Consider the following 26,764-nt stretch of genomic DNA (forward strand, 5'->3'; position numbering starts at 1 on the left):
CGGACGCGGCCGTCACCTGGAGAACGGGGCGGCACACAGGGTGAGATTCGTTACAGCGACCGGCGTGGCGAGCCGCCACGGCAGGCACGAGCGGCCTGCACGAAGACGAACCGGGGGCGCCTTGATCGGCGCCCCCGGTGCGAACTGCGGGCTTCGGCTCGGCCGGGCCGGGGGATCGCCCCCGGGACCGCCTAGTCTTGCGGCGTCAGCTCGCGACGACCGGCTTCGTCGGACCGTACTCCGAGCACCATGTCGATTTCCGCGATGGTGAGCGGCTCTTCCGCCGCCGCCACCGCACTGAGCATCTCGGCATAGAGTTCGATCTCGTCCAGCGCAACGCGGTCGTGGACGCGCAAATCAAGGTTCTGGCGCACCGCGTCCACCTCCGTTCGTTCCCCACACCCAAGTCGAGGCTACGCGGCCGGCCCCGGCGGGCACATGACCCAAGCGGGCCATTCGAGGGTCACTCCGACCCTGTCAATCCGGGCCCCCGACCCCCGCAGTCACCCTTCCCGGATGAGGCCCGTCTGATGCCCGTGTCCGGGCCGTGTCAGGTTCGCCGGGCATCCGGCGGCGATGCTCAGCGGCGGTTCAGCGGCCGGGACGGAAGTCGCCGAGCATCTGCTCCAGCGGCGTCTCGGGCAGGTCGCGGGCCGTCAGCCGGGCCACGGTCGCGGCGTTGACGTCGGCGCCCGCGAGCCGGGCCGCCTGCCGCGCCACCGTCTGCTCGAACAGGGCCCGGACGGTCCGGGCGTAGGCGAACTGCGGGTCGTCGCGCAGCCGCTCGAACCGGCTCAGCAGCTCGACGCGCAGTTCCTCGTCCAGCATGTACAGGTCGCGCTCGGCGTAGCCCTGGAAGAGCCGGACCATGTCGCGGTCGCCCATCCCGGTGAACTCCATGACGCGGCCGAGCTCGGCGCGGAACGCGGGGTTGCCCGCGAGGAAGCCCTCCATCTCGGCCACCGGGCTGGAGCACACCACCATGAACCGGGTGCCGTTCTGGTTCATCTGGCGGAGCAGCTCGTCCACCACGGCGGGGCTGCGGTCGAGCCGGTACGCCTCCTGGACGAGCAGCACCCCGCCGAGCGCCTGCTCGACCATGCCCGCGACGCGGCGCTCGGTGTCGAGCCGGTCACGTCCCGCGAGGTGGACGGGACGGCAGGCGACCACGTGCCCGGAGTGCAGCAGCCCGAGCGCCGCGTAGATGCCGCCGACCAGGCCCGCCACGGTCGTCTTGCCGGTGCCGGGCGGTCCCACGAAGATCAGGTGGCGGGGGTCGCCGCCGCCCACCCCGTACCGCGCCCGGTCGGCCGCGAGCCCCGCCTCGGCGGCGAGCTCGTGCACGGCCGCCTTGACGTCGTCCAGCCCGGTGAGCTGGTCGAGCTGCCGCAGGTAGCCGTCGATGTCGCCGGGCGGGCGCAGCGCCGGCTCGATGCCCTCCGCGACGCCCGCGAGATCGTCCGGGGTCAGGACGAGCCGGTCGTGCGACGCGCCGGCCCGCTCCATGTTCCGCTGGGCCGCCTGGTCCAGGTAGGCCTCGACCAGGCGCGCGTTGACCAGGTCGCCCGGCCCGCGGAGCCGGTTCAGGTCCTCCCGGACGACCTCCAGCGCCGACGCGCCGATGGTGACGCGCCGCTCGTCGGCCAGCAGGTGCAGCAGCGTCAGGCGGTTGTCGAGGTCGCTGAAGTCGGGCAGCCGATGCACGCGGAACGCCTGGACGAGCTTCGGATGCTCCTGCAGGAGGCGCTTGTACGTGTGCGGTTCACAGGTGGCGATCACGGGCGTCGTGTTCACCGGGTCGCGGCGGGCCCGGCGGACCGCGCCGACGACCGCCGCCGGGTCGGGCGCGCCGTCGATCGCCGCGTCCAGCCGCTCGAACAGGATGACCGGGCCCGGCTGGGAGAGGATCTGCCCGATCCGCTCCGCGGGCGCGTCCCGCACGTCCTCGGCGTCGTGCGCGCGGATCGACCCGTCGCCGAGGCCGGCGTTCGCCAGCGTCAGCGCGATCATCCGGGCGAGCCGGCGCTGCCCCGAGTGCGGACCGCCGACCAGCAGCACGCCCGGCAGCCCCGACTTGATCGAGCTCGGCGCGCCGTCCACCCTGGTCCGCTCGACGTCCTGGCCCGCGGGCGCGTTCCACTCCTCGGCCTGCGTACGCAGGTCCGCCAGGAACGGGCTCGCGTCGTGATCCCCGTACACGAAGCCGAAGCCGAACCGCTCCAGGACACGGCGCTCACTGCGGTCCTGCGGAGGCGGGATCTCGTGGACGGGCTGTTCCGGCGAAGGCGTGTCGTCCAGGAAGTCGAAATCGCCGACCATCGTCTTGGACATGACCTTCGTGCCCGGCCCGCCTGCCGGGACGGGCGGCGGCGGTGGCGCCGGATCGTCGTCGAGGTCACCGGGCCCCAGGACGCGCGTGCCGGGCGGCCCCTGCCGGCCCGGTGGCTGCGGCGGGGGCTGCTGCGTTGGCGCGCCGGGCGCGCCCTGCGGCGCTCCGGCCTGGTCCTCCACCCGCGTGGCGTACGGGTCGAACGCGGCGGGCGCCGCGGGCTGCTGATGCTGCTGCGCCTGCTGCGGTGCCGGCTGTGCCTGCGGTTGTGCCTGCTGCGGCTCTGGAGGCCGGACGGGATTCGGCGGTCCTTGCGGGACGGCGCCAGGCGCCGGCCCCTGCTGCGGAGGAGCGGCGCCCGCCGGCTGATACCCGAGATGCGTGTACGGCGGCACGAAGTCGTCGTCCTGCCGCCCCTCCTCCGGAGGGGAGAACCCTCCGAGCTGTGGAGCCGGGGCAGGTTGCCGCTCCGGCGCGGCGGGCGGCGGCGTGGCCTGTTCCTGCGCCGCGTAGGGCATCTGGCCCTGGCCGGGAGCCTGGGGCGGCTGAGAGGCGCCCTGGTTCGGCGCGGGGCTCTGCATGGGGGCAAGGCTCTGCATCGGCGCGGGGCTCTGCATCGGGGCAGGCGGCGCCGCGCCCGGACGCTGGAACCCGAGTTCGGTGTAGGGAGGCGCGACGTTCCCGTCGTCCCGGCCCTCCCTGCTCTCGCGCTCCTCCTCGGCGGGCGGCGAGCCCCCCGCCGGCGGCTCGGGAGCGGCGAACGCGGCCTGCTGCCCCTGGCCGGGACCCTGTGCAGGCATCTGGCCGGGCGCGGGACCGGCCGGACCGGACGGGTTCTCCCACCCCTGCTGGGCGGGCGGCTGCACGAACGGGCGGTCGGGCTCGGACGGCTTGCCCTGCGGCTGCGGAGGCGTGCCCGGGGCAAGACCGGGCTGGCTCTGCATGCCGAACGGGGACGGCTGCGAGGGCGCCGGGTTGGGCGGCGGGGTCGGGGCCGCCACCGCGGCCGTCGCGCGGGCCCGGTTGCGGCCGATGATCCCGGCGATGAGCGCGGTGGGGACGGGAAAGCCGCGGGGACGCGCGGGCATCCCGCCGAGCCGGCACCAGGCGAGGTCGACCTCGTACATCGCGGCCAGCAGTGACTCCGCGCCCGGCCCGGACCCGGTTGCGGACCGCAACGGCTCCGGGAGGCGCATGTCCTGCGGCCACAGCCGGCGCAGAGGGTGGCCCTTCTGTTCCGACACCGCCTGCACCGTGTAGCGGATCTCCGGGTCGAGCCAGGGGACGATGGTCCCCACCATGTCCTTGCGGACGACGTCCAGGTCGGCGGCGAGCAGCGCGGCGGCCACCAGGCGCGGCTCAACGTAGGCGGGGTCGGCGGGGTCGCCGGCGAGGTCGGCTATCAGCTCGCTGAGCGTGTAGAAGGCGTGACGGAAGTTGTCCCCCGGCGAACTCTCGTTCCTCAGCGCCGGGACCAGGTTCGCCGGGCAGCGGGTGAGCCACTGCTGGACGATCGCCTGGTCCCCGTAGGGCAGTGCCCCGTAGTCGACGGTCGGGTTGGCGAGCGTGGTGCTGAGGATGGCGAGCAGGGCGTCCGCCCGGCTCTGGTACCGGACGTCTTCGCGCAGTGCGCTGGCGACGGCCCACATCGTCCGGAGGATGACGACCGCCGCGTCCACACGGCTCGCCCGCAGGCGTTCCGCGTAGAGCCCGGCCAGCGTCTCCAGGGCGGGCGGGGTGAGCCAGCGCGGGCCGTCCACGTCCGGGAGGGGCTTGGCGCGGTACGGCTTCCAGAGGTCGAGCATCTGCGCGTCCAGGCGCGCGTCGAACGCGGGCGCGGACGCGCACCACAGCATCACACCCCACGCGACGACCACGGTGGACGGCGTGCCGCTGGAGAACTCCGGCCACCAGTGCGGGTACTCGGGGGCGGGCAGGGCCGCGGCGGACTCGACCGTCGACCGGACCCGCGAGGTCACGTCCGTCGCGAACCCGTGCCCGACGAACGGCAGGCCCGTCGGCGGGTCGTAGGAGAAGTCGGGACCGGCCGGGATGACGTGCGGCGGCAGGTTGGGCACCTGCCCCGGCGCCTGCTGCGCTGGCCTCGCCGCCATCCGGACGGCGGGCGTGCGGGGCGGCGGGCACAGGTACCACTGGCCGTCGGACGGGTGCAGCCGGTACCAGCGCGCCCACGCTCCGAACAGCCACCATGTGCCGTCGGGCAGGACGAGCATGCGCCCGCCGATCGCGTGATGGCGCTGCTGAGGAGGCGTCGACGGCCACCATGCGGCGGCCACCATCGCCCTCGTGTCCCGCTCTGCCTCCGCGAACGGATCCTGCCCCATCTGGGGGCTGGGCGGCGGAGCACTGCCATAGCCCGGTCCCCACACCACGCTGGTCATCGTAGTCAGGAGAAGCCGGTTGGGATGCCCCTCACCGGCCCATTAGCCACATAACCACAGGTCAGCGAGACATCAATTCGGCTCGACGGCGACCGGACCGTCAGTGCCACTCGGCGGTGCGGTGCCGCCGGGCCTTGGTCACGTACACCTCGGGGGTGTGCGCCAGGACGAGCCGGTCATCGTCGGTCAACTCCCGGACGATCTTGCCCGGAGTCCCGGCGACGAGGACGCCGGAAGGGATCTTCTTGCCGGGCGGCACCAGCGCGCCCGCCGCGATCAGCGTCCCGGACCCGATCCGGGCGCCGTTCAGCACGATCGCGCCGATCCCGATGAGCGAGCCGGTTTCGACATGCGCGCCGTGCACCATCGCCTTGTGACCGAGGCTGACCCGGTCCTCCAGGACGGCGGGCATACCCGGGTCGGAGTGCATGCAACTGAGGTCCTGGATGTTGCACTCGTCGCCGACGACGATCTCCTCGTCGTCGCCGCGGAGCACCGAGCCGTACCAGACGCTGGACGCGCGGCCCAGCGTCACCCGCCCGACGACGACCGCGCCCGGCGCGACCCACGCCTCAGGGTCGATCTTCGGCCGGTCCTCACCCAATGATCCCAGGTAGCTCATGCGGCCGATGCTAGGACGCGTCCCGTCCCGTCCCGAACGGCACCCCCGGGACGGGCGCCCACCGGCACGAACCCCGACACGAACCCCGACACGAACCTCCACACGGGCCCCACAGCGCGAAGTTTGTGCAGATTAGGTAGCTTGTCGGGCCTACCCGGATGAAGAAACGGCAGCGAGAAGCGCGTTCCGGTTGCGCGAATGGGGTGGACCGGACAAGAGTCGTCCTGACGTTTCCACATGTGGGCCCGCTCAACGGCGGGTGAGGATGTTATCGCGACCGACCCTGACGGGGTGATGACCCCCGCCAACGACCCCCCAAGGCATCATGAGCAACGAAGCCGAAATCCTGCCGAATCTCCTCCAAGAAGAGTCCTTCGAGATCGTCATGCGCGGCTACAACCGCCGCCAGGTCGACGATTACATCGCCCGCGCCCAGCAGAAGCACCGCGAACTGGAGGCGCGGCTCGCCCGTGCCCAGGACGACGGCGAGCGCCTCCGCCGCGAGATGGCCGAGGTCCGGGAGGCGCGCAAGCCCACCGGCGACGACCTGTCCGACCGGCTCCGGCAGATCATCAACCTCGCTGAGGACGAGGCCCAGGACAAGGTCGCCCAGGCCGAGGCCAAGGGCGCCGAGATCCGCGAGGACGCCGAGCACGAGTCCAAGCGGATCATCGACGACGCCCGCTCGCACGCCGACAAGAACCTCGCCCAGGCGCAGGAGAAGGCCGAGAACGTGCTCGCCTCCGCCAAGCAGGAGTCCGAGAGCGTCCTGTCGGCCGCCAAGCAGGAGGCCGAGCAGACGGTGAGCAGCGCGCGGCTGGAGGCCGAGCGCACCCTCACCGCGTCCGAGCGCCGCGCCAGCGTGATCAACGAGGGCGCGACGCAGCGGCTGACCTCGCTCACCAAGAACCACACCCAGGCCCTGCAGCGCCTCACCGAGATCAGCGAGACGCTGCACCGGCTGCTGACCGCCGAGAACGAGGCGGGCCCACTGGAGAAGATGGTCGAGGACGCCGTCCGGCAGAGCGCGCCCCGCAAGCAGCAACCCGCCCCGCCCCAGGCCGGGCCCACCCAGGCGGCCCAGCCCTCCTCGCCGTCCGGGCCGCAGTCCGGGCCCGGGACGAAGCCGATTCCGGCCGCGCCCAAGCCGGCCACGGCTCCCGGCGCGCCCCAGGGCGCCCCGTCCATGAAGAAGCCCGGGCCGGCGGCTCCGGCCGCCGACGCTCCCGCGCCGCCGGCCCCGCAGCAGCCCAAGCCCGCACGCCCGGCCGAGGAACCGGACGGCCCCGCGCAGTCCGGTCCCGCGCAGTCCGGTCCCGCGCAGTCCGGTCCCGCGCAGTCCGGCCCCGCACAGCCCGGCCCCGCACAGCCCGGCGGTCCCGGGCAGTCCGGTGGTCCGGCCGTCCCGCCGCAGCCTCCGCGCGGCCCCATCGAGCTGTAACCCCACCCGGCTCCGGAAGCGTCAGGCGGGCTCCGCGGTGTGCCCTGCCCTCACCCGGCCGGGCACACCGCCTCGTCCTTTATAGGATCTCGGGGTGAGCAAGAGGACCCACAAGCGCCGCGGAACCGCCCGCCCGATCCGGCTCCTCGGAGACCCGGTCCTGCGCACCGGATGCGACCCCGTCCGGACGTTCGACGCCTCCCTGGAACGCCTCGTCGACGACATGTTCGTCACCATGTACGAGGAGGACGGCGCCGGGGTGGCCGCCAACCAGGTGGGAGTCGGCCTGCGGGTCTTCGTGTACGACGTCGGCGACGACAAGGGACGGCGGCACATCGGGCACGTCGTCAACCCGACGCTCGTGGCGGCCGACGGGGAGATGCTGGTCGAGCCGGAGGGCTGCCTGTCCGTCCCCGGCCTGCGTTTCGAGACGCCCCGCCACGCGCACGCCGTCGTCGAGGGCGTGGACGTCAAAGGCGAACCCGTACGCGTCGAGGGCACCGGCTACTTCGCACGCTGCCTCCAGCACGAGTGCGGCCATCTGGACGGCGGCGTCTACATCGACGTCCTGTCCGGCGACGCGCGCCGCGAGGCCATGCGCGCCATCCGGGACCTCGGCCGGTAGGCGCGGGCACCCGGTCTCCCCACCAGGCACGATGACGAAAACGCACTCACCCGATCCTCTGCGCGCATTCAGGGGACATTCAGGTTGAGATGGGAACCTCTGCGGTGATTGTGGAGGGAGACTGTGCCATTGGCTGATCGAACGGTTGATCGGACGGCGAACGGCGGCGGCAAGGCGGCGGAGGCGACGCTGCTCGTCGTCGAGGACGAGCCGAACATCCTGGAGCTGCTCGCCGGCAGCCTGCGCTTCACCGGATTCGACGTGGTCACAGCGACCAACGGGGCCGACGCCGTCCAGTCGGCGCGGCGGCACCGCCCGGACCTGATCGTGCTGGACGTCATGCTCCCCGACATCGACGGGTTCGACGTGGCGCGGCGGCTGCGGTCCGGCGGCGACCACACCCCCGTGCTGTTCCTGACCGCACGGGACGCCGTGCAGGACCGGATCAAGGGGTTGACGATCGGAGGCGACGACTACGTCACCAAACCGTTCAGCCTGGAGGAGGTCATCGCCCGCATCCGGGCGGTCCTGCGGCGGTTCCGCGGCGGAGTGGCCGAGCCGACGCCGCGCATGGTGTTCGCCGACGTCGAACTCGACGAGGACAGCCACGAGGTGTGGCGCGGCGGACGCGCGATCCAGCTCTCGCCGACCGAGTTCAAGCTGCTGCGCTACTTCATGGCCAACGCGGGACGCGTCGTGTCGAAGGCGCAGATCCTCGACCACGTGTGGAACTACGACTTCCGGGGCGACGCGGGGATCGTCGAGTCGTACGTGTCGGCGCTGCGCCGCAAGGTCGACAACGCCGAGCCGCGCCTCATCCACACGCTGCGCGGTGTGGGGTACGTCCTGCGTGAGCCGGCGAGACCGGGCTGATGACCGCCCGGGTTCCGGCGTCCGCCACCGGCGCCCTTGCATCCGCGGCGCACCCCGGGCCGCCGAACGCCCCCGGCCGGAACGCGGCCGGGTGGACGCGGCGCGGCCTGGCCCACCTGTGGGGGCGGACGTCGCTGCGCGTCAAGCTGGTCGCCGGGATGCTCGTCCTCGCCACCCTCGGGATGACGGTGATGGGCGCGGCGGGCGCGTCGGTGCTGCGGCAGTACCTGGTGGGGCGGGCCGACGATCAGCTCCGCGGCTCCGTGGGCCGGACGATCGACCAGGTCGTCCCCCATCTGGAACGCGGGCAGACCCGGTTCACCGTCCGCCTCCCGAGCGAGATCTACGGGCAGATCCGCGTCAATGACGGCCGTACGGTCGGGCAGAACCCGGCGTGGAGCGATCCCGGCCATCCGCGTCTCCCGGAGGACCTGTCCGGGTGGATCGACCGGCCGTTCACCGTGTCCGGGACGGGTGGTTCGACCTCGTCGTGGCGGATCCTGGCCGAGCCGATCCCGGACAGCGACGGCGCGATCCTCGTGCTGGCGTTCAGCCTGGACGAGGTCGACCGGACCGTCCGCCGGCTGGTGGCGATCGACGCGATCGTGGGCCTGGTGGTGCTGGCCGGCCTGGTCGGGCTCGGTGTGTGGGTCGTCCGGGCGAGCCTGCGTCCGCTCGCCGCGGTCGAGGAGACCGCGGGCGCCATCGCCGCGGGCGACCTGTCCCGCCGCGTCCCGCAGGCCGATCCGCGCACCGAGATGGGACGGCTCGGCCGCTCGCTGAACGCGATGCTCGCGCAGATCGAGACGGCGTTCCGGGCCCGCGCCGAGTCGGAGGCGGCGGCGCGGCAGTCGGAGCGGACGGCGCTGCGCTCCGAGGAGCGGATGCGGCGGTTCATCGCGGACGCCAGCCACGAGCTGCGCACTCCGCTGACCGCGATCCGCGGATTCGCCGAGTTCTACCGGCAGGGCGCCGCCCGCAGCCCCGAGGAACTCGACCGGCTGATCGGCCGCATCGAGGAGACCGCGTCCCGGATGGGCCTGCTCGTGGAGGACCTGCTGCTGCTCGCCCGGCTGGACCGGCAGCGTCCGATCGAGCGGCGTCCGGTGGACCTGCTCGCCGTCGCCGCCGACTCTGTCCAGGAGGCCAGAGTTCTCGCACCCGAGCGCACGATCGACCTTTCGGTCGAGGGAGGATTGGCGTACCAGGTCCGGGGGGACGAGCCGCGGCTGCGCCAGGTGCTCGGGAACCTGCTGACGAACGCGATCGTGCACACCCCCGAGGGCGCGCAGGTGGAGGTGCGCCTCAAGCCGGGGACGCTGCGCGACGCCCCCGCGGCGATCGTCGAGGTCGCCGACCGGGGCCCCGGTCTCTCGCCGGAGCAGTCGGAACGGGTCTTCGAGCGTTTCTACCGCGCGGACGAGGCCCGGTCACGGGAGGGCGGCGGCGCGGGCCTCGGCCTCGCCATCGTCGCGGCACTGGTGGCGGCCCATGAGGGCCTGGTGGAGGTGGACTCCACACCGGACGAGGGAGCCACCTTCAGGGTCGTCCTGGCCTTGGACGAAGACTGACCACGGGCTTGCCGACCACGGGCGAGAACCGACCACGGATGAAGACCGAAGGTCGCGTTCAGGCAACTTTCAGGTTGGATCCAGGTGGATTGCAGCCCCGGGACGCATTCTCGATCGTGAGTGAACGAAAGACCGCCGACGAGATCATCGCCGGCGCCCCGATCTGACCCGGGCGCCGTCCGGCCAGGCTCTGGGGGGAGCGGGCGGACGGGCGGCGGAACCGGGCCAGAGGTCCCTCCCAGCCGGGCCGGGTGAGGAGGGACCGAGCAAGGGAGAGCGGCCGCGTGGCTTCCCTGTGGGCCACGCGGCCGCTCAACGGCCACACGCCCCATGGCCGCTTTGATCAGGTGGATCTGACCGAGATCGCGGGCCGCTGCTTCACCTTCGCCAGCATCTTCCGCGTCGAGCGCAGGTAGACGGACCGCGGCAGCGTCCGGACTCGCAGCGGCAGCCGCGGGTACACGACCGACAGCACGTCGACCAGGAGCCGGAACCGCCGCTCCCGTGCGGCGTCCCACTTCCACCCGTACTGCTCGCGGATCGGCGCCGGCATCAGCCCCGCCGTGAGCAGCCGGATCGCCATCATCCCGGGCGCGTTCAACGGGCCGCCCGGCAGCTTCCCCCCGTCCAGCACCTGGTCCGCCACCGCCCGCGACGCATCACTGATCTTCAGGTTCTGGAGCATGTCCGCGTAGTACTCGCGGAACCGCCGGTAGTTCCCCGGCATCCGTTCCTCCGGGCACCCGAGGATCGTCGCGTAGGTCTTGCTCTGCTGGTAGAACTCCTCAAGCTCCGACTCGTCGAACGTCCGCCGGAAGAGCATCTGGTAGAACTGCGCGGCCACCGCGAACAGCGTGGAGGCGACCCACACCTGCAGTTCCGGGTCATTGGCCTCGTAGTCGGGTCCGGTGATGGACTCATGCCCCTTGGTGACCAGTGCGCTGAGGGTCTCGGCCTCCTCCCGCGTCCCGAACTGCACCGTGTAGAGCCACCCCATCGTGTTCCGCAGCCGCCGCACCGGATCGTCCGCCGTGTAACTGTGGTCGTAGACGCCCTGCGCCACCTTGGGATGCGCGGTCTGCAGCAGCGACGCGGCCCCACCCGCCGCGATGAGCACGCCCTCCTGCGTGATGACACGGATGAGGTCGCCGTCCTGGAACACTCCTTCAGCCATGGCGTTCATTGTAAGTAAGTGCTTGCAGTTTGCCGCCATCGGGGGTAACTCGTACGACAAGATCACCCTCCCCTGCGACAATGGGGACATGCCCGACCAGATCCATGTCCGCGGCTCGGTCTCCATCCCGGAGTCCGAGCTGAGCTGGCGTTTCTCCCGTTCCTCGGGGCCGGGCGGGCAGCACGTCAACACCAGCGCCACCGCCGCCGAGCTCTCCTTCGACGTCGCGAACTCCCCGTCCCTCCCCGACACCCTGAAGTCCCGAGCGCTGGAACGCCTGGCCGGCCGCCTCGTCCGCGGCGTCCTCACCGTCCGCGCCGAGGAGTACCGCTCCCAGCTCCGCAACCGCGACGCCGCACGCACCCGCCTGGCCACGATCCTCGCCGAGGCCACGGCCCCGCCCCCGAAGAAGCGCATTCCCAAGAAGGTCCCCCGCGGCATCAACGAACGCCGCCTGGAGAACAAGAAGCGCCGCGCCAACATCAAGCGCCAACGCTCCACCCGCTGGGACTGACCACCCCGCTGACATCCGTCCGTCTTCCCTGCGCGCCGGGCGGTCATCGGCGCGTGGCCGCGGTCACGAACAGCGGGAGGGCGAGGTACATCCGCCCGCGCCGTCCCCGTTCACGCTGCTCGGCGACCCAGGCTTCGGCCTGCGCGTCGCTGATCGCTCCGGCCGAGCGCGCCCCTTCGGCGAGGCCGGCCAGCGCGGGAACCATCGCCGCATCGGTGAAGATCCAGGTGTGGGCCTCGACGGTGACGTCGGCGAAGCCCGCATCGAGGAGGAGGTTGCGGCTGCGGCGGACGACCCGGGGGGTGGGGACCCGGTCGGCGCGAGCGTGCACGATGGTGCGGGTGAGCGCGGCGTCGTCGGCGTCGATGACGAAGGTGTCCCAGTCCTGCCCGATCAGCGCGATGCGCCCGCCGGGGGCGAGCACGCGCCGTGCCTCGCCGATCGCGCGGGAAGGGTCGTCCAGGACGTGGTACACCTTGTCCGCCCGGTAGCCGTGCAGTTCGCCGTCGGCGAAGGGCAGATCGTAGGCGTCCGCCACGCGGAAGTCCGCGGTGGGCCAGCGCTCGGCCGCCACCGCGATCATCCGCTCGTCGGGGTCGATGCCGACCGCCCGTGCGCCCCGCTCGGCCATCTCGACGGCCGCCCGGCCGGATCCGCATCCGACGTCGACCACCGCCGCATCCGGCGCGATGCCGAGCAACTCGTACGAACGGGCACGAAGTTCGCGCGCCCCGGGGATGTTGTCCGCGATGTCGAGCAGGGCGATGAGGGCGTCGGATTCGTCGTCGGTTCGGCCTGTCGTCCGAGTCTTGTCCATGCCCCAGACCCTGCCACTTAAAGTCCACTTGAAGTCAAGCGAACCCGGTCGTACGGCTTCCGGCCCCGGGCGAAGCGGCCAGGACGGGGGTCAGGTGGGCCAGGCGAGGGCCTTGGCGGTGCCCGAGGTGATGCGGGCGGTCTCGGTGCCGTGGTGGATGACCTGGAAACGGACCCGGTACCCGTCGCCGACGGTGTCCGCCGGGAGGCTGTAGTGGACGAGGGTCGAGCCCTTGCCCGCGATGTATTCGGCGACGGGGCCGCCCGCGACGTCGCCGCCAGAGTCGGCGTGCTCGATCGCGCGGGCGCGCAGCCCGGTTCCGGGGGCCAGGCCGTCCACCTGGACGTTGGCCGTGAAGGCGTAGCGGGCGGGGCCCTCGACGAAGGACGGTCCGCCGGCGTCCCGGTGGTGATGGTCGCGGTCGGAGTGCTCGCGGCCCCAGTCGATCGTCACCCACGTGTTCGGCGGGAGGGCCTGCTCGGCGTCCATCGAGACGGAGACGTAGTCGGGCACGTCATCTAAGTCTGCGGGCATCCCGGCCCGTACCCAGGCGTACAGCTCGTCACCGGGGCAGCTCGTCGCGTACACGTCACGGTGGCCGAGCTTCTTCAGGTCGCGGCCCCCGCGCCGGCCCGCTTCGTCGTACAGCCGGCGGATGGACCGTTTCGCGGCGGCGGTGGCGTCGCCGTCCCGGCCGATCATGCACACGCCGATGCCGGAGGTGTTGTGGTCCGGGGCGTGCGCGCCGACGACCAGCCAGCCGCGGCCCGCGTAGATCCGGCCGCCGACGTCGACGAGGAAGTTGTAGCCGATGTCGGCCCAGCCCCGGCCGTCCATGTGGAAGTCCTGGATGCTGCGCACCGACTGGTCGGTGGGGCCTTCGGAGTAGTGGACGACGAACTCGGTCCGCTGGGACCAGCTGACTTCGGTGCGGGATCGGGGGGCCCGGGCGTCCCATTCCGCCCGGCTGATGATGTCCATGGGTCTCTCCCGGGGGGTCGATTCCGGTAACGAGCCTACGGGCTTTCGGTGTCTCGTAACACCCCGTAGCCGAATCCGTGCTGTTCGTGCACTTCGTGGGCCGCGCGGGCGTGATCGCGAGCCGCGTCGTCGTCGCCTGTGCGGCGCGCCAGTTCGGCCAGGACGAGGTGGGTGGATCCCCAGCATGCGGTCCCCATGCCGGCGACGACGAACTGGTCCGCATGAGGGAGGAGACGGCGATACAGGTCACCGGGGTCGGGGGTGCCCAGGCGGGCGGCGACCAGGCCCCAGACCGGGATGAGGAAATCGGCGACCCAGTCGTCGGGAATGCCGGTTCCCCAGCGGCCGATCAGCTCATGCGCCAGTGCGGGACGGTCCGCTTCGACGGCCGCCAGGACGGCGACGGGGCGCAGCGGAACGAGATGGGGTTCCTCTGCAGCGGCGATCAGCTCGTCCAGTACCTCGGGGACACGGCCTTGAGCGCGGCGGCACGTGAACGTCGTGACCAGCCGGCGGAACCGGCTGCCCCAGAGCGCCGAGCCGAACCGCATGTCGTGGGCGAGCAGTGCCTCGGCCTCGTCCCACCGCCCGTCCAGGGTGCTGCGCGCCGTCTGCGCGACACGGACCATCGACTCCAGCTCGGGCCGGGGCGCCGCGCCGAGGAGGGTCTCGCAGCGGGCCAGTTCGCGGTCCCAGCCGGGCACGTCGCCGTCGCGCAGCAGGCAGGACATCAGGAACACGCGCGCCATCACCTCGCCGCTGACCGGGAGGCCGGGCAGGTTCGCCAGCTCCTCCGCCGCAGCGCGCCGCTCGGCGTTGCGGCCGGGACGGAACGCCGCGAGCAGATAGTTGTTCAGCGTCCGGGCGAGGAGCGGGACGTCCGCGGTCCTCCTGGCGATGTCGACCGCCTCGGCGGCGTGGCGTTCGCCCTCGGCGCTGCGCGGGCCGTAGTGCAGTTCGAGTGCGAGGGCACCGAGAAGCGCCGCCCGGTCGGCGTCGCGCAGCGGCCCGGCGAGGAGATCCTCGATGACCGCGACCATCTCGCCGTCGACGACGCCGTACGGCCGCCAGTTCCACAGGGACGGTCCGCCGATGGCGGTGACCGCGGGGATCAGTGCGTCGCGGTCGCCGATCGTGCGGGCGATGCGGATCGCGTCCTCCCAGTCGCGGCGCGCCTCCTCCGGCCGACCGACGGTGCGGCGGGCCTGGCCGAGTTCGGTGCGGATCCTGGCCCGTTCGGCGTCCCGGCCCGGCGGGAGGACGGAGAGCGCGAGAGCCCACAGGTCGACGGCCTCGGTGTGCGCGAGCTGGCCCGTCGCGTGCCGGGCCGCGCGGGACGCGTGCTCGGCCGCCTTGTCCGCCCTGGCGGCCCTGTCCGTACCGCCCAGCTTCGCGGCCTGGGCGAAGTGGTGCGCGAGCGTGGCCGATTCCGCTTCCGGAAGGACGGGTTCCAGCGCCTCCCCCACCCGCAGGTGCAGCCGCGATCGCTCCAGCCGGCTCAGCCCCGCGTAGAGCGCCTCGCGCACGAGAGCGTGCGCGAACCGGTAGTCGGGGGCCGGCCCCACCGTCCCGGCGGGCGGCTCGACCAGCAGGCCGGTCGCGATCGCCGGTTCCAGCGCCGTCATGACCTGCTCGGGTGTCATGTCCGTGACCGTTTCGAGCAGGTCGATGCCGACGTCGCGTCCGGCGACCGCGGCGGCGCGCAGCAGTGCCCGCGTCTCCTCCGGCAGGCGGGCCACGCGGCGTTCGATCACGTCCCGCGCGCCGCTCGGCACGGTCTCCATCCCCTCGCTGCCGCACAGGCGCAGGACCTCGCCGAGGTAGAAGGGGTTGCCGCCGGTCCTGTCCAGCAGGGTCTCCACCAGGCCGGGTTCTTCGGTGACGCCCCTCACGCGCAGGTAGGACGCCACGTTCTCCGCGGTGAACGGGCTCAGCTCCACACGTTCGGCCGACCGCGACAGCCCGGCCAGGGTGTCGCGGAGCGCGGCCGGATGATCGCCGGGTTCGGGGCGGCACGTGACGAAGACCAGCAGCCGGTGCCGGACGGCCGCGTCCGCCACGAAGGACAGCAGCCGCAGCGACGACACATCCGCCCAGTGCAGATCGTCCAGGACGACCGTCAGCGGTGTCTCGTCCCGCGTCAGAACGTCGGCGACCTGCTCGAACAGGGCGAACAAGGCGGCACCGGGGTCCTGCCCGCGGGAGTCCGGTTCGGGCGAGCCCGGTTCACGGGAGTCCGGTTCGGGGGAGATCGTCTCCGCGGTGAGCAGCCCGGACTCGTCCCCCGCCTCGCGGACGATCTGCCTCCACGGCCAGAACGCGGGCGCGGTGCCGTCGACGCAGCGTCCCCACGCGACGCGGAATCCCCGGGCGGCGGCCAGGTCTGCGGCGGCATGAACGAGCCGGGTCTTGCCGATGCCGGCTTCCCCGGTCACCAGGACGACACCGCCCCGCCCGCGCCGGGCCTCGCCGAGACACCGTTCGACCAGCGCCATCTGCGCCGACCGTGCCACCAGCCCGTCCCCATCCGGTTCCGGGCCCGCCACGACGGACCCCGCCGTGGCGGACCCTACCGTGGCGAACGCCGCCTCACCCGGCGGCTTGCGCTGTGCCTCGCGTGGGGGGAGGCGGAGGTCGGGCGACTGGTCGAACACCGCCCGCTCCAGCTCCTGGAGCTCGGGCCCCGGACGAAGCCCGAGGTCGTCCGACAGGCGTGCTCTCACGCGGCGCAGCGCGGCCAGGGCGTCGGCCTGACGTCCGGCCCGGTAGAGCGCGAGGACGAGCAGGGACCACGTGCGCTCCCGGTAAGGCGCGTCCTCGACGAGCGCCTCCAGCCCCGGGACCAGGGAGGCGGTCTCGCCGAGCGCGAGCCGGGCGTCGAACCGGTCCTCCAGCGCGGCCGCGCGCAGTTCGGTGAGGCGGGCGGCGGCGGGGCGGGCGAACTCCTGGTCGGCGAACTCCCCCAGCGGGTCACCGCGCCACAGGTCGAGGGCCCGGTCCAGTGCCTCGACGGCCTCCGCGTGCGCGCCACGGGCGAGTGCCTCGCGGCCCTCCTCCGCCCAGGCGGTGAATCGCCACAGGTCGATCCGTCCCGGCGGGACGGCGAGCTGGTAGCCGGGCTCACGGGTCAGCAGGACGGACGGCGGTGTCCGCGGCGCCCTGCCGGGCTCCAGCACTTTGCGGAGGTGCGCGATGTAGGCCTGCAGCGTCCGGGTCGCCCGGGCGGGCGGCTCCCCGGCCCACAGCTCGTCGATCAGCCGGTCCAGGGACACCACGCGGCCGGGTTCCAGCGCCAGCATCGCCACCAGCGCGCGCTGCTTGCGCGTACCGAGGTCGAGCGCGTGTCCCGAGCCGTCCGCGACCTCGAGCGGGCCGAACAGCCGGAACACCGGTCCCTTCGCCATCACCCTCCCGAATCGTGCGAGTGCCCAGCTTACGGGCACCTCAACTCGATCCCAGCTCGATCCCAGCCGCCGGCGGGCACGCTGAACCCCAGATGACGAACACGACGACGAAGAGGAGAAACATGAATATCGGGGACGAACTGCGCGGCGTGGTCCGGGGCCGGGTGTTCGCGGCGGGCGACGGCGGATTCGAAGGCGCGCGGCGCCCCTGGAACCTCGCGGTGGACCAGCCCGTCGGAGCCGTGGTCGAGGCCGCCGACGCCGACGACGTGGCCGCCCTCGTCCGGCACACACGCCTCGCCGGGCTGACCATCGCGGCACAGCCGAGCGGCCACGGCGCGGCCGGCGACCTCGGTGCGGCCGGCGGCCCCGGCGACCCCGGTGACGTGATCCTGCTCCGCACCGCACGTCTCAACGAGCTGGAGATCCGTCCGGACGAGCGGATCGCCCGAGCCGGCGCGGGCGTCGCCTGGGGGCGCGTCCTGGAGGCGGCGAGCCCGCACGGCCTGACCGGTCTCGCGGGCAGCAGCCCGGTGGTCACCGTGACCGGCTACACCCTCGGCGGCGGGCTGAGCTGGTTCGGCCGCAAGTACGGGTGGGCGTCCGGGAGCGTCCGCGCGTTCGACATCGTGGACGCGGCGGGGGCCCGCTCCCGTGTGACGTCCGAGACCGACCCGGACCTGTTCTGGGCGCTGCGCGGCGGGGGCGGCGACTTCGCGATCGTCACCGCGATCGAGTTCGCCCTGCATCCGGCGCCGCGGCTGCACGGTGGACGGATGCTGTGGCCCGCCGACCAGGCCCCCGCCGTCCTGGACGCCTACCGGGAGATCACCGCGGCGGCCCCGGAGGAGCTGACCGCCTGGTACGAGCTGCTGCAGTTCCCGGGTGCGGCGCCGCTGGCGGCGGTCGACAGCGCCTTCCTCGGCGACGGGGGCGACGCGGAGGCGCTTCTGCGTCCGCTCGACAAGATCCCCGGAAGGATCTCCGATACCCGCGCGCCGCTGCCGGTCGCCGACCTCGGGTCGATCACGGCCGAGCCGACCGACCCGGGCCCCGGGCGGTCCCGCGCGGAACTGCTGACCGAACTGACGGACGACGTGGCGGCGGCGCTGCTGGAACGCCCCATCGACCCGCTGCTCAGCGTCCAGTTGCGGCACCTCGGCGGCGCGCTGGCCCGTCCGTCCGGCACGCCCGCCGGGCATCTGGACGAGCCGTTCGCCCTCTACATGTTCGGCGTCCCCGGCGAGGACGGCGGGACGGCCGTGCGCGACCGCCAGCAGGAGATCGCGAACGCCCTCGTCCCGTACACGACGGGCCGCAAGCCGTTCACCTTCCTCGCCCCCGGCGAGCGGGCCGCGAAAGCGTTCACACCCGGGACGCTCGCCGGGCTGCGCGACCTGAAGCGCCGCCGCGACCCGCACGGCGTGTTCCGCAGCAACTTCCCCGTCCTCCGCTGAGGCTCGTGCACCACATACGTCGAGACGCCCGGAACCAGTTGATTCCGGGCGTCTCGGCGTACGGGTCGGGCCGGTGGTGGGGCTACTCGCCCTTCCAGTTCGGCTTGCGCTTCTCGGCGAACGCCGCCGGTCCCTCCTGGGCGTCCTTGGACGTGAAGACGGGCAGCACGATGTCCTGCTGCTTCTTCCACGCCTCGTCCGACGACCAGTCCGCGGACTCGACGATGACCTTCTTGGTCGCCGCGAGCGCCAGCGGCGCGTTCTCGGCGACCTTCAGGGCCAGCTCCTTGGCCGCCGCCAGCGCACCACCCGACTCGGCGAGCCGGTTGACGAACCCGAGCTCGGCCATCCGCTCCGCCGGGTACTTGTCGCCGGTCAGGGCGATCTCCATGGCGATGTGGAACGGGATGCGCTGCGGCAGCCGCAGGAGGCCGCCGCCCGCCGCGACCAGGCCGCGCTTCGGCTCCGGAAGCCCGAACTGGGCGTCCTTCGCCGCGACGATCATGTCGCAGGACAGCGCGACCTCGCAGCCGCCGGCGAGCGCGTAGCCCTCGACGGCGGCGATCAGCGGCTTGGCCGCCGGACGCTCGGTGATGCCGGCGAACCCGCGTCCCTCGACGGTCGGGTTGTCGCCCGTCAGGAAGCCCTTCAGGTCCATGCCGGCGCAGAACGTCCCGCCGGCGCCGGTGAGGATGCCGATGGACAGGTCCTTGCGGGAGTCGAGCTCGTCGACGGCCGCCGCGATGCCCCGCGCCACCTCGCCGTTGACCGCGTTGCGGGCCTCGGGGCGGTTGATGGTGATGACGAGGACGGCGCCGTCTTCTTCGGTCAGAACAGCGGCGTTTCCGGGGGGCGTGGGGGGTCGTCCCCCCTCGGGCGATACAGCGGCGTTTCCGGGGGGCGTGGGGGGTCGTCCCCCCTCGGGCGATACAGCGTCGGTCATTCGGGCCTCACTTCGGCTGGAAGCGGATACCGCCGTCGAAGCGGATGGTCTCGCCGTTCATGTAGTCGTTCTCGACCAGGGACTTGACGAGGTGCGCGAACTCCGACGCCTTGCCCATCCGCTTCGGGAACGGGACGGGCGCGGCGAGCTTGGCCTTGAACGCGTCCGCGGCCTCGCCCTCGCCGTAGATCGGGGTGTCGATGATGCCCGGGCAGATGGTGTTCACCCGGACGCCGATCGCGGCGAGGTCGCGCGCCGCCGGCAGCGTCATGCCGATGATGCCGCCCTTGGACGCCGAGTAGGCGAGCTGCCCGGTCTGGCCCTCCAGGCCGGCGATGGACGCGGTGTTGATCACCACGCCGCGGGCGCCGTCGGCGTCGGCGGGCTCGGTCTTGGAGATGGCGGCGGCGCCGATCCGCATCAGGTTGAAGGTGCCGATCAGGTTGATCCGGATGACGGTCTCGTAGGAGGCGAGGTCATGCGGGGTGCCGTCGCGGTTCACGGTCCGCGACGCCCAGCCGATGCCGGCGCTGTTGACGATGACGCGCAGCGGGTTGCCGGTGTCGACGGCGGCCTGGACGGCGGCCTGCACCTGCTCCTCGTTCGACACGTCCGTCTTGACGAAGACACCGCCGATCTCGTCGGCGAGGGCCTTGCCCTTCTCCTCGTTCAGGTCGGCGATGACCACCTTGGCGCCGTCGGCGGCCAGCGCGCGGACGGTGGCCTCACCGAGACCGCTCGCGCCACCGGATACGACGGCGGAAACTCCGTTCAGGTCCATAAGCAGCACCTTACGTCAGGGACCGAATGTGGTTCGGGATGATGTTACCCAGAAGTCATCCCGCGCTCTGCTCACACCCCGGCGGATTGCGGAGCACGATGTTACTCAACAGTCACAATAGGGGTCGCGTTTGCTCCCCGCTGCCCCGGGCACTCGCACCCCATGAGCCAACCGAACCGGCAGGCATGGGGGTCGACGCCCCACAAGGGGGACTGAGCCATGAGCGAGCGACCGGCACAGAGCCAGCCATACCCCGGCCGGACCGGGGACATGTCACCCGAACCCCGTGACGAGATGCGCGACTACGCCGGGAGCGGCCTGCTGGACGGGCGACGCGCCCTCATCACCGGCGGCGACTCCGGCATCGGACGCGCCACCGCCGTCGCGTTCGCCAAGGAGGGCGCCGACGTCGCGATCACGTACCTGGAGGAGGACGACGACGCCCGGCACACCGCGCGCCTGGTCGAGGCGGCCGGACGCCGCTGCTTCACGTTCGGCGGCGACCTGGCCGAGGAACGGCACTGCCGCGAGGTCGTCGAACGCGCCGTCCGCGACCTCGGCGGGCTCGATTTGCTCGTCCTCCACCATGGGACGCAGACGCCGGTGAAGGACGTCCGCGAGATCGACGACGCCCAACTCCGCCGGACGTTCGACGTCAACGTCTTCGCGCTGTTCTGGACCGTCCAGCAGGCCCTCGACCACATGGGGCCGGGGTCGTCCATCATCATCACCGGGTCCATCAACGGGCTGCGCGGCAACAAGACGCTCATCGACTACTCCGCCAGCAAGGCGGCCGCCATGACGCTGATGGAGTGCCTCGCCCAGAACCTCATGGACCGCGAGATCCGCGTCAACTGCGTCGCCCCCGGCCCCGTCTGGACGCCGCTGATTCCGGCCACGTTCGATGAGGAACGCGTCGAGGGCTTCGGGCAGCAGGCACCGATGGGGCGCGCCGCCGACCCCGACGAGATCGCGCCGTCCTACGTGTTCTTCGCGTCCAACCGCCAGTCGTCGTACTACACCGGGCAGACGCTGGTGCCCGCAGGCGGCGAGATCCATCCGGGCTGAGGCCCCGCCGAACGTGCCGTCCTCGACTTGCTCCGCGGCGCTGACTGACCGAGAGCGGACAGGCCGAGATGGGCGACCGCGAGATCCCTCCCCTCCACGAGATCTCACGATCGCCCACCGTCCCTCCCCCCAGAGCCACGCGCTTCACCAAGCGGAGACGCTCTCCTGGACGCGGTGACGCCCGGCCGCCTCCGAGGTGTCCAGGCGGTACAGCGCGTAGGCGTGCTGCAGTACGGGCAGGGCGACGTTCCGCACCCGGACCCCGCCCTGTGTGAGGCCTTTCTCCGTTCCCTTATGCGCGTGGCCGTGCACGGCGAGGTCGGCACCGGCCGAGTCGATCGCCTCACCCAGCAGGTAGCTGCCAAGGAAGGGATAGATCTCCGGCGGCTCGCCCTGAAGGGTGTCCTCGGCGGGCGAGTAGTGCGTCAGGCTGATGATCACGTCCGCGTCCAGGCCCAGGAGCGCCGCGCCCAGCCGTCCGGCGAAGTCCTTGGTGTGCGCGACGAACGCCTTCATCTCCGGTTCGCCGAAGTCGCTGGCGCACTTGCCCTCGAACCCGCCGCCGAACCCCTTGCCGCCCGCGATGCCGAGCCTCGTCCCGCCGCAGTCCAGGACCGTCCCGTCCCCCTCCAGGACGGTCACACCGGCGTCGCGCAGCACGTCCGCGATCTCCTCCTCGGCGTCGGAGTGGTAGTCGTGGTTGCCGAGGACCGCGACCACCGGGACCCCGGCATCGCGCAGCTCACCCGCCGCGACGCGGCCCTCCTCGACCGTCCCGTGCCTGGTCAGGTCGCCGGCGACCAGGAACACGTCCGCCTGGTCGGCCAGCGCGGACAGGTGCCGCCGGTACGCCCCGGCGACTTCCGGCCCGACGTGCAGGTCCCCCGCCGCAGCCACACGGATCATGAAATCCTCTCCTCCCCCTCCGGCTCGGCGACCGCGACGACGTGAACCTCGTTGCAGATCTCGCGGCCCTCAGCGACGGCCCGGGCGGCCGCCTCCACGTCCCCCCGCCGCTCCTCGCTCACCACCTCGCCGCGCAGATGCACCACGTCACCGCGAATGTCGACGCGAATGCCCAGCTCGTGCGCCTCGTTCGCGAGCCTCTCCTGAATGTGCGCGGACAGGTAGCCGGGCAGATCGGCCACGCCGCGGTCCCTTCCGGTCACCACCGTCTCCTCTCGGTCACAGGACGCCCTCCTCGATGACGCCGAGGCGGGCGAGCAGCGTCAGGAAGGCGTAGGCGTAAGGGGATCGCGCCGTCTCGGCGGCGACGCGCCGCCAGTCCACCTGCTCCCGCAGCGCCCGGCTCACGTGCAGGAATCCGCTGAAGTCACACGCGGTCTCGGTGAACGCCAGCAGCCTCATGATCATCAGGTCGGTCGCGGGCAGGACGGGCATGAACACCGCCGCGACCGTCATCTCCTCCGCCCGCCCGAGCAGTTCCCCGTCCACGGGACGGCCCGACGGAGTGTGGATCAGGTCGATGAGGTACTCACCGTCGCGCGCCTTCTCCAGCCAGTTCTCCGGGCTCTCCATGTGCGTCATGCCCGCGGCGGCGAGCGCGTCCAGCGCCCCCTGGACGTCCCGCTCGCGCACCACGAAGTCGACGTCGTGCGTCGACACGGCCGCACCGTGCGCGTACGCGGCGAACCCGCCGGCGAGCGCGTACCCGATGCCGGCGTCCCGGAGCGCGGCGGCGGCGCGCTTCAGGCTCAGCAGCAGGCCGTCCGCCGCGCCGCCCGAGCCTGGGCCCGGACCCGCGGTACCGGACCCGCGGCCCATGAGCTTGGGTTCTGTCCGCACATCCCCCACGCGATCCTCTGGTCGGTAACGGTCGCGATGGCGGTACCCGGGGACGCGCGGGTCATGCCTCGCCCGTCACCCCGGGACGCGGTATTCGGCGGGCGGCGTCGGCGTCGTGCCGAGACAGGTGGCGATGGGGTCTTCGATCGAGCACCAGCCCGGCTCGCGTACCGGCACATACCCGGCCGGAACACCCTGGTTGGCGATGATCGACCGGTAGGTCGCGACGGCGTCGGTCGGACGGCGCGTCAAGGACGGATCGGTCAGCACGTCCACCGTGTACAGGCCGAAACGCGACCGGTAGCTGCCCCATTCGTAGTTGTCCGTGAGGCTCCAGTAGTTGTAGCCCATCATCTTGACGCCCTCGGCCATCGCCCGTTGGACCCAGTAGAGGTGGTCACGCAGATGGTCCGTGCGCGTGTAACCGTCCGGGCGCGGCTTGCCGTTGTCGGTCGGCATGCCGTGCTCGACGATGTAGACGGGCAGATGCGGTAGCCGGCGCTGATAGTTCTTGAGGACGTAGTACAGCCCCTCCGGCTCCGGGTCGATCTTCCAGAACTCGCCGGTGAGGGAGTACACGGCGCTGAAGTTCTCCAAGTTCGCGCCGTAGTAGTAGTCGATCCCGATGAAGTCGAGCTTGTCGGTGACGTCGTTGAACAGGGCCGCGTCGAAGATGCCGTTGAGGAGCGTCCCGTACGCGACGTTGCTCGACACCATGGCGTCCGGGTCGATCCTGTGAATCAGGTCGTAGGCGGCACGGTGGGTCTTGATGAGGGCGTCGCGCATCGTCAGCATCTGCCCGATGTGCATGGGGCGGGTCGTCAGTTCTTTGTAGATGTATGCGCTGGCCTCGTTGAACGTGATCCAGATGACGTCCTGGTCCTTGTAGCGGTTGACGACGAACTCGGCGTTGCGCAGCCAGTCCTCCTGCGTACGCGGGTTGTCCCAGGCGCCCTGGTCCGCCACCCACCCCGGGTACACCCAGTGGTCGAGCGTGAGCATCGGCCGCATCCCGTTCGCCTTGATCTGGCGGATGAGGTCGTCGTAGTAGGCGATCGCGTCCGGGTCGCGGTGCCCCCGGCGCGGCTCGATCCGCGACCACTCGATGGACGTGCGGAAGACGTCCACGCCGAGGCCCTTGGCGAGCTTCAGGTCACCGGGGTAGCGGTGCCGGAAATCGACGGAGCCTCCGTACGGGTGCTCCACCCCGTACGCCCCTTGCTCCGCGTACCTCGTCCAGTTGCTGTCCGGGAAAGACCCTTCGCTCTGGAACCCGGACGTGGAGACACCCCAGAGGAAGCCGGGCGGGAACTTGGCCGTCGCCGGCTCGTCCTGGGCGGTCGCAGGGGATGCGGCGGCAAGCGCAAGCGCCACCGACAGGGTCAGTGCTGAGAGGAGACGCGCGGTACGCGCTCTGCCTGGCCTGCCGAACACGGGACTCCCTCCGGAGACCGGACATGATCCTCCATCGGACTACAGGTGGCTTCGCCGTCCCCGTCAACCCCCTGGTCTGGCCGAATCCGGCTATCCAGCCCGACCGCTCCACCAGCCGTCCCTGCGGGGATGTGCCTGAAATGGCCAGGCATTGGCGGAATTTAGCGATCTGTGATCAACCAAACAAATGCCCGTCCCGGCGGCCGGGTTTTCCACAGAACGCTGTTCTACTTACCTGTCGTCGCCCGGGACGCGAGCATGGACGTCGATCTTCATTCGGAATTGGTGATGCGTATCACACATTCCGAAATGGAGTCGGAATCGCCGCAGGCCGACCCGGGGCCTTGTGTCTCCTTGCCAGTGCCTGCCGACACGGAAATGCCGAGGAGGATTTGCCTTGTTCGCCCGAGTCCGCCTACGTTCCTGCTCGGTTCATGCGGCTCAGAAGGCCGCCCAGATAACAGAACACGCACTCCGACGAGCGGCAGCGACGTGCCTGGCCACCTGTGCGCGGCGGGCACGCTCCCCCGAGGCCGTCCCCCTGGACCCTTCCCGGAAAGCCGCCGTCGGTCGCCGAATCCGTGCAGTCGAGAGGCACGGAACCGGAAGCGGCCCTGATTCTCCCGCGTCGTGCTTGATGACGTTTTGGATCCGCACGGCCGCAGCATCCCGAACCCATGGTGAACACCCCGTGGATGACGGCTGCCCGGTAGGCATCACCCGCGAGGTCTGGAGTCATTCTGCATACCCCCCGAATCACCCCGAAGACCGGAATCACCACTGGCGGCTTCGCCCTCACCACGGCCGCGGCGCTGGGAGCGTCCCTCCTCACAGCCGCACCTGCGGAGGCGGCGGCGCCATCGCAAAGGCACGCCGCCCTTGCGGCCACGCCGGTCACGAAGGCCTCCACGTCGCGGGCCGCCAAGCAGAAGAAGCGCGCGGCCTACGCCGTGAAGTACGCCTCGAGGCAGATCGGCGACCCGTACCGCTACGGCGGGACGGGCCCCGGCTCATGGGACTGCTCGGGCCTCGCCGGAGGCGCCTGGCGCAAGGCCGGCGTGAAGATGCCCCGCACCAGCCAGCAGATCTACCGCGCCGTCAAGAAGAAGGTCTCCTGGAAGGGAGCCGTCAAGGGCGACCTGCTGTTCTTCTACAGCGGCCGGTCCCACGTGGGCGTCTACGCGGGCCACGGCTACATGATCCACGCGCCCAACTCCCGCTCGCGGGTGAAGAAGATCAAGCTGAACTCCTACTACAAGCGGAACTTCAACGGCGGCGTCCGCCCCGGCCTCTGATCCTCCCCCGCCCCCGGCCCGGCCCCGCCCTGGCCCCCGGTGAGGGGCCGGGCCGGGCCCCGGCCGGGCCGCCGCCCCGGCACCTGGTCCGGCCCTCCTGGCCCCGGGCCATGCCCGGCCCAGCACCCGGGGGCGGCCTGGTGCCACTACGTCAGGGTGGGGTAGTCGGTGTAGCCGCGGTGGTCGCCGCCGTAGAACGTCGCCTTGTCGGCTTCGTTGTAGGGGCCGCCGGCCTTGATGCGGGCGGGCAGGTCCGGGTTGGCCAGCCACATCTCCGCGAACGCGACCGCGTCGGCCACGCCGTCCCGCAGGGCCTCCAGGCCGTACTCGGGCCTGGAGGGGAAGGACTCGGGCGTCGGGTGCGGGTTCAGGATCAGCGCGCCCGGCCACTCGGCGCGGATCCGGCGGGTCGTCGCGCGGTCGCCCAGCTCCATGACGTGCAGATAGGCGAGGCCGTACGGGGCGAGTGCGGCGATCAGCGCCGAGTACAGCTCGGGGGTGTCGCTTTCGCTGACGCCGTTCGCGGTGCCGCCCGGCGACACGCGGAAGCCCACCCGGTCGGCGCCGATCGCGTCGGACACCGCCTGCGCGACCTCGGCGGCGAACCTGACCCGGTTCTCGACCGTCCCGCCGTACGCGTCGGTCCGCGTGTTGCTGCCGTCGGCGAGGAACTGCTGAATCAGGTAGCCGTTCGCGCCGTGCAGTTCCACCCCGTCGAACCCGGCCTCGATCGCGTTGCGCGCCGACGCGGCGAAATCGTCGACGGCCTGCGCGATGTCGGCCGGCGTCATCTCACGAGGCTCGGGGTGGTCGAGCATCCCGTCCGGGGTGAACAACTGCACGCCGGACGCGATCGGCGAAGGCCCGAGCGGCAGCGCGCCGTCCGGGTACAGGACGGGGTGGCCGACGCGGCCCGCGTTCATCAGCTGGGCGAAGATCCGTCCGCCCTCGCCGTGCACGGCGTCGGTCACCGTCCGCCATGCCGCCACCTGGTCGCCGGAGTGCAGCCCGGGCGTGAGGATGTACCCCTGGCCCCGGACGCTCGGCTGCGTGCCCTCGGTGATGATCAGCCCGGCGCCGGCGCGCTGCCGGTAGTACTCGGCCGTCAACTCGGTCACGGTGCCGTTCTCAGTGGCCCGGCTGCGGGTCATCGGCGCCATCACCAGGCGGTTGGGCAGGTCCAGCTTCCCCGCGGACAGTGGCTCGAACAGTTCCTGCATGACGTCC

The 26,764-nt window shown here is 72.0% G+C and carries 22 protein-coding genes; 8 read left to right on the top strand and 14 right to left on the bottom strand.

What is annotated here, in order from left to right; genetic code table 11:
* Positions 1 to 191: 191 nt before the first annotated feature.
* From ACGFK0_RS21395 to ACGFK0_RS21405, 3 genes are all read right to left on the bottom strand, one after another.
* Positions 192 to 374 carry a hypothetical protein gene (locus tag ACGFK0_RS21395; protein ID WP_392907047.1) on the bottom strand — a complete coding sequence of 61 codons (183 nt, stop codon included), beginning with the start codon at positions 372 to 374 and terminating at the stop codon, positions 192 to 194.
* Between the two features lie 217 nt (positions 375 to 591).
* Positions 592 to 4,731, bottom strand: a complete 4,140-nt coding sequence (locus ACGFK0_RS21400; RefSeq protein WP_392907048.1) for an AAA family ATPase — start codon at positions 4,729 to 4,731, stop codon at positions 592 to 594.
* A 100-nt stretch (positions 4,732 to 4,831) separates the two neighbouring features.
* Entirely contained in the window at positions 4,832 to 5,353 is a 522-nt protein-coding gene (locus tag ACGFK0_RS21405) for a gamma carbonic anhydrase family protein (RefSeq protein ID WP_392907050.1), read from the bottom strand.
* A 325-nt stretch (positions 5,354 to 5,678) separates the two neighbouring features.
* On the opposite strand from ACGFK0_RS21405, the gene ACGFK0_RS21410 reads away from it, so the two are divergent.
* The 4 genes from ACGFK0_RS21410 (at position 5,679) to ACGFK0_RS21425 (ending at position 9,863) form a co-directional block, all read left to right on the top strand.
* The gene (locus ACGFK0_RS21410) at positions 5,679 to 6,794 is read left to right on the top strand and encodes a DivIVA domain-containing protein (RefSeq protein WP_392907051.1); all 1,116 of its coding nucleotides are present in this window, start codon (positions 5,679 to 5,681) and stop codon (positions 6,792 to 6,794) included.
* Between the two features lie 94 nt (positions 6,795 to 6,888).
* Positions 6,889 to 7,419, top strand: a complete 531-nt coding sequence (gene def / locus ACGFK0_RS21415; RefSeq protein WP_392907052.1) for a peptide deformylase — start codon at positions 6,889 to 6,891, stop codon at positions 7,417 to 7,419.
* A 129-nt stretch (positions 7,420 to 7,548) separates the two neighbouring features.
* On the top strand, positions 7,549 to 8,292 hold the full coding sequence (locus ACGFK0_RS21420; RefSeq protein ID WP_392907053.1) for a response regulator transcription factor: 744 nt from the start codon (positions 7,549 to 7,551) through the stop codon (positions 8,290 to 8,292).
* Complete coding sequence (locus ACGFK0_RS21425) at positions 8,292 to 9,863, top strand: sensor histidine kinase (protein ID WP_392907054.1); 1,572 nt, start codon at positions 8,292 to 8,294, stop codon at positions 9,861 to 9,863. The genes ACGFK0_RS21420 and ACGFK0_RS21425 overlap by 1 nt, the downstream gene beginning before the upstream one ends.
* A 343-nt stretch (positions 9,864 to 10,206) precedes the next feature.
* Here the strand turns inward: ACGFK0_RS21425 and ACGFK0_RS21430 are convergent, their stop codons facing one another.
* Positions 10,207 to 11,037 carry an oxygenase MpaB family protein gene (locus tag ACGFK0_RS21430; protein ID WP_392907056.1) on the bottom strand — a complete coding sequence of 277 codons (831 nt, stop codon included), beginning with the start codon at positions 11,035 to 11,037 and terminating at the stop codon, positions 10,207 to 10,209.
* A gap of 88 nt (positions 11,038 to 11,125) precedes the next feature.
* On the opposite strand from ACGFK0_RS21430, the gene arfB reads away from it, so the two are divergent.
* The gene (gene arfB, locus ACGFK0_RS21435; protein ID WP_392907057.1) at positions 11,126 to 11,551 is read left to right on the top strand and encodes an alternative ribosome rescue aminoacyl-tRNA hydrolase ArfB; all 426 of its coding nucleotides are present in this window, start codon (positions 11,126 to 11,128) and stop codon (positions 11,549 to 11,551) included.
* 43 nt (positions 11,552 to 11,594) lie between these two features.
* Here arfB and ACGFK0_RS21440 read toward each other — a convergent pair whose 3' ends face one another.
* From ACGFK0_RS21440 to ACGFK0_RS21450, 3 genes are all read right to left on the bottom strand, one after another.
* Positions 11,595 to 12,368 (bottom strand): methyltransferase domain-containing protein, encoded by a 774-nt coding sequence (locus ACGFK0_RS21440; RefSeq protein WP_392907058.1) that lies wholly within the window; start codon positions 12,366 to 12,368, stop codon positions 11,595 to 11,597.
* A gap of 90 nt (positions 12,369 to 12,458) precedes the next feature.
* Complete coding sequence (locus ACGFK0_RS21445; RefSeq protein ID WP_392907059.1) at positions 12,459 to 13,349, bottom strand: N-acetylmuramoyl-L-alanine amidase; 891 nt, start codon at positions 13,347 to 13,349, stop codon at positions 12,459 to 12,461.
* A gap of 35 nt (positions 13,350 to 13,384) precedes the next feature.
* Positions 13,385 to 16,753 carry a BTAD domain-containing putative transcriptional regulator gene (locus ACGFK0_RS21450; protein WP_392907060.1) on the bottom strand — a complete coding sequence of 1,123 codons (3,369 nt, stop codon included), beginning with the start codon at positions 16,751 to 16,753 and terminating at the stop codon, positions 13,385 to 13,387.
* A 122-nt stretch (positions 16,754 to 16,875) separates the two neighbouring features.
* On the opposite strand from ACGFK0_RS21450, the gene ACGFK0_RS21455 reads away from it, so the two are divergent.
* Complete coding sequence (locus ACGFK0_RS21455; protein WP_392907061.1) at positions 16,876 to 18,210, top strand: FAD-binding oxidoreductase; 1,335 nt, start codon at positions 16,876 to 16,878, stop codon at positions 18,208 to 18,210.
* Between the two features lie 82 nt (positions 18,211 to 18,292).
* Here the strand turns inward: ACGFK0_RS21455 and ACGFK0_RS21460 are convergent, their stop codons facing one another.
* Both ACGFK0_RS21460 and ACGFK0_RS21465 read right to left on the bottom strand, forming a co-directional pair.
* Positions 18,293 to 19,153: a crotonase/enoyl-CoA hydratase family protein gene (locus tag ACGFK0_RS21460; protein ID WP_392907062.1), complete on the bottom strand. Its 861-nt coding sequence runs from the start codon at positions 19,151 to 19,153 to the stop codon at positions 18,293 to 18,295.
* 7 nt (positions 19,154 to 19,160) lie between these two features.
* Complete coding sequence (locus ACGFK0_RS21465) at positions 19,161 to 19,934, bottom strand: SDR family oxidoreductase (protein WP_392907063.1); 774 nt, start codon at positions 19,932 to 19,934, stop codon at positions 19,161 to 19,163.
* A 219-nt stretch (positions 19,935 to 20,153) separates the two neighbouring features.
* Between ACGFK0_RS21465 and ACGFK0_RS21470 the strand changes: the two genes are divergently transcribed.
* On the top strand, positions 20,154 to 21,002 hold the full coding sequence (locus ACGFK0_RS21470; RefSeq protein WP_392907064.1) for an SDR family oxidoreductase: 849 nt from the start codon (positions 20,154 to 20,156) through the stop codon (positions 21,000 to 21,002).
* A gap of 144 nt (positions 21,003 to 21,146) precedes the next feature.
* Here the strand turns inward: ACGFK0_RS21470 and ACGFK0_RS21475 are convergent, their stop codons facing one another.
* The 4 genes from ACGFK0_RS21475 to ACGFK0_RS21490 all read right to left on the bottom strand — a co-directional run bounded on the left by ACGFK0_RS21475 (position 21,147) and on the right by ACGFK0_RS21490 (position 24,182).
* Positions 21,147 to 21,908 carry a metallophosphoesterase gene (locus ACGFK0_RS21475; protein WP_392907065.1) on the bottom strand — a complete coding sequence of 254 codons (762 nt, stop codon included), beginning with the start codon at positions 21,906 to 21,908 and terminating at the stop codon, positions 21,147 to 21,149.
* Positions 21,905 to 22,171 carry a BON domain-containing protein gene (locus ACGFK0_RS21480; protein ID WP_392907067.1) on the bottom strand — a complete coding sequence of 89 codons (267 nt, stop codon included), beginning with the start codon at positions 22,169 to 22,171 and terminating at the stop codon, positions 21,905 to 21,907. Before ACGFK0_RS21480 ends, ACGFK0_RS21475 begins: the two co-directional genes overlap by 4 nt.
* 16 nt (positions 22,172 to 22,187) lie before the next feature.
* A complete protein-coding gene (locus ACGFK0_RS21485; protein ID WP_392907068.1) occupies positions 22,188 to 22,808 on the bottom strand; it encodes a hypothetical protein in 621 nt (206 codons plus the stop codon).
* 75 nt (positions 22,809 to 22,883) lie between these two features.
* Positions 22,884 to 24,182 (bottom strand): glycoside hydrolase family 1 protein, encoded by a 1,299-nt coding sequence (locus tag ACGFK0_RS21490; RefSeq protein ID WP_392907069.1) that lies wholly within the window; start codon positions 24,180 to 24,182, stop codon positions 22,884 to 22,886.
* A 1,010-nt stretch (positions 24,183 to 25,192) separates the two neighbouring features.
* Here ACGFK0_RS21490 and ACGFK0_RS21495 point away from each other — a divergent pair.
* A complete protein-coding gene (locus tag ACGFK0_RS21495; RefSeq protein WP_392907071.1) occupies positions 25,193 to 25,537 on the top strand; it encodes a C40 family peptidase in 345 nt (114 codons plus the stop codon).
* A gap of 146 nt (positions 25,538 to 25,683) precedes the next feature.
* Here the strand turns inward: ACGFK0_RS21495 and ACGFK0_RS21500 are convergent, their stop codons facing one another.
* Positions 25,684 to 26,757: an alkene reductase gene (locus ACGFK0_RS21500; RefSeq protein ID WP_392907073.1), complete on the bottom strand. Its 1,074-nt coding sequence runs from the start codon at positions 26,755 to 26,757 to the stop codon at positions 25,684 to 25,686.
* Between the last annotated feature and the right edge of the window lie 7 nt (positions 26,758 to 26,764).

Source organism: Spirillospora sp. NPDC048823, from assembly GCF_043198445.1.
Taxonomy (GTDB): domain Bacteria; phylum Actinomycetota; class Actinomycetes; order Streptosporangiales; family Streptosporangiaceae; genus Spirillospora.